This window comes from Zafaria cholistanensis, assembly GCF_008580665.1.
Taxonomy (GTDB): domain Bacteria; phylum Actinomycetota; class Actinomycetes; order Actinomycetales; family Micrococcaceae; genus Zafaria; species Zafaria cholistanensis.
In genome coordinates this window covers 1-2,188 of sequence record NZ_BKDJ01000031.1, presented here as the reverse complement: position 1 = coordinate 2,188, position 2,188 = coordinate 1, and the positions used below count along the sequence as shown (strand labels likewise).

The window sequence follows — 2,188 nt, the reverse complement described above, 5'->3', positions numbered from 1 at the left end:
CGGGTTCCGGCCATGCACAGGGCCGAGGCGAGCAGGCCGCCGCTGCCGACGATGATCGCCGCCCAGGCGGTGTCCACTCCGGAGGCGAGCAGGATGGTGAACAGCCCCGAGCCGGCGATGCCGCCGATGGGGGCCATGACGTGGGCGACGTTGGTGCCGGTGCCGCGGACATGGGCCGGGAAGGACTCGCCCATGTAGAACAGCAGCGCCGCGTAGGGGCCGGTGAGGAAGAAGAGGGTGAGCGCGTACAGCGGGATGATGATGGCCGGGGTGCCCGGGCCCAGCAGCATCAGCAGGCTCACCACCCCGCCGGCCAGCCAGCCCAGGACGACGGTCAGCTTGCGGGTGATCTTGTCTCCGAGCCAGCCGTGGAAGACGTAGCCGACGAAGCCCACGGCGTTGGCCAGGACCAGGATGAGCAGGGCATTGTCGAAGGAAACCGCCTTGGCCTCCACCAGCACCGTGGTGCCCAGGACGGCGAAGATCTGGATGCCGAACCAGTTGAAGAACCAGGCCAGGGACAGCAGGGTGGTGTGCCGGCGCAGCTGCGGGGTGAAAACGTCCTTCAGGCGCGCATGGTGGTGGCTGCCCTCTTCAAGGTCGTGCTCGGCGGCCAGGGCGCGGGCCCCTTCGAGGTCACCGGCGGCCCGGCGGCGCTTGACTTCCTGCATGGCCGCGAAGGTGGGGGACTCGGGCAGCTTCAGCGCCAGAAGCACCACCACCAGGGAAAGCACCGCGGCAACCACGAAGCTCCAGCGCCAGCCGATCACCGGCAGCAGCAGGGCCGACAGGCCCGCCGACACCAGGGCACCGACCGGCCAACCGCCCTGCACCAGCGAATACATCAGGCCGCGGCTCTTGGCCTCCTTATACATCTCGTTCAGGTAGACGGCGTTGACGACCTCCTCGGACATGGAGAAGCCGGAGAAGGAACGGATGATGATCAGGCTTACGGCACCCATCGCGGCACCGGTCAGACCCGAGGCGACGGCCCCGCCGATCATGAGCAGGATCAGCGCCTTCTTGCGGCCCATCCGGTCCAGGATGGCGCCCACGAGCAGGGAGATGAGGAACACGCCGATGGTGGCGTAGGTGTTGATGGCCGTGGCCTCGGTGACCGACCAGCCGAACTCGTCGGCGATCACCGGCAGCAGGGTCCCAAAGAGCGTGAAGTCATAGACGGAAGCGACCCAGGCAATGAAGCAGACGATCGAGACGTGCGTGATCGTCTTGCGGGTTATCTGGACGTTCCAGGGTTCGACGGGGCGGCCTTGGGGGGAACGAAGAGATGACATGGCAGCAGCTTTCGTTGGCTTCGGGACCGTCAGGGGTTCTGGCGGGGGTTGCGGATGGCGAAGTCGCGGGCGACGTCTTCCATGAAGGCGAACTCGACGCCCTCATGCTGCTGGAAGTGGTCGAAGAGCCGCTCGAGCATGAGCAGGTTCTGCGGCCGTCCGGCAACGTCGGGGTGGATGGTGATCGGGAACACCGCGTAGTCCATCTCGCGGTACACCCAGTCGAACTGGTCTTTCCAGAGCTGTTCGATATCGCGCGGGCTCACGAAGCCGTGGCTGTTGGCGCTGCCCTTGATGAACATCATCGGCGGCAGGTCATCGAGGTACCACGAGGCCGGGATCTCGATCAGCCCGGTCTCCTGGCCGCGCACCAGCGGCTTCATCCACTCACGCGCGGACTCGGCCCCGTAGTTGATCTTGGTCCAGCTGTCCCCCACGCGCACGTAGTACGGGGTGAAATCGTTGTGCATCAGCGAGTGGTCATACAGGAACCCGCGCTCGAGCAGGATCTCGTTGGTCACCGGGGAAAACTCCCACCACGGGGCCACGTAGCCGACCGGCTTCTTGCCGGTGCGCGCCACGAACAGCTCAACGCAGTAATCCAGGACCTCGGTCTCCTGCTGGCGGGTCATCGCGATCGGGTTCTCATGGCTGTAGCCGTGGACACCAACCTCGTGCCCGGCCGCCACGGTGGCCTCGAACTGCTCCGGGAACGTCTCCACCGAGTGCCCCGGCCAGAACCAGGTCACCGGGATCTGCCGGTCCGTGGCCAGCTTCAGCAGCCGCGGCACCCCGACCTCCCCGGCGAAAAGGCCCCGGGAAATATCCCCCGGGGAATCCTCCCCGCCATAGGAGCCAAGCCAGCCACCCACAGCGTCAACGTCGATACCGAC

2 protein-coding genes are annotated in these 2,188 nt (G+C 66.3%); both read right to left on the bottom strand.

Annotation, left to right across the window (positions count from 1 at the left end; genetic code table 11):
* On the bottom strand, positions 1-1,295 hold a 1,295-nt coding region (locus tag NCCP_RS14745), incomplete at its 3' end, for an MFS transporter (RefSeq protein WP_149958043.1).
* 29 nt (positions 1,296-1,324) lie between these two features.
* On the bottom strand, positions 1,325-2,188 hold an 864-nt coding region (locus tag NCCP_RS14740), incomplete at its 5' end, for a polysaccharide deacetylase family protein (protein ID WP_149958042.1).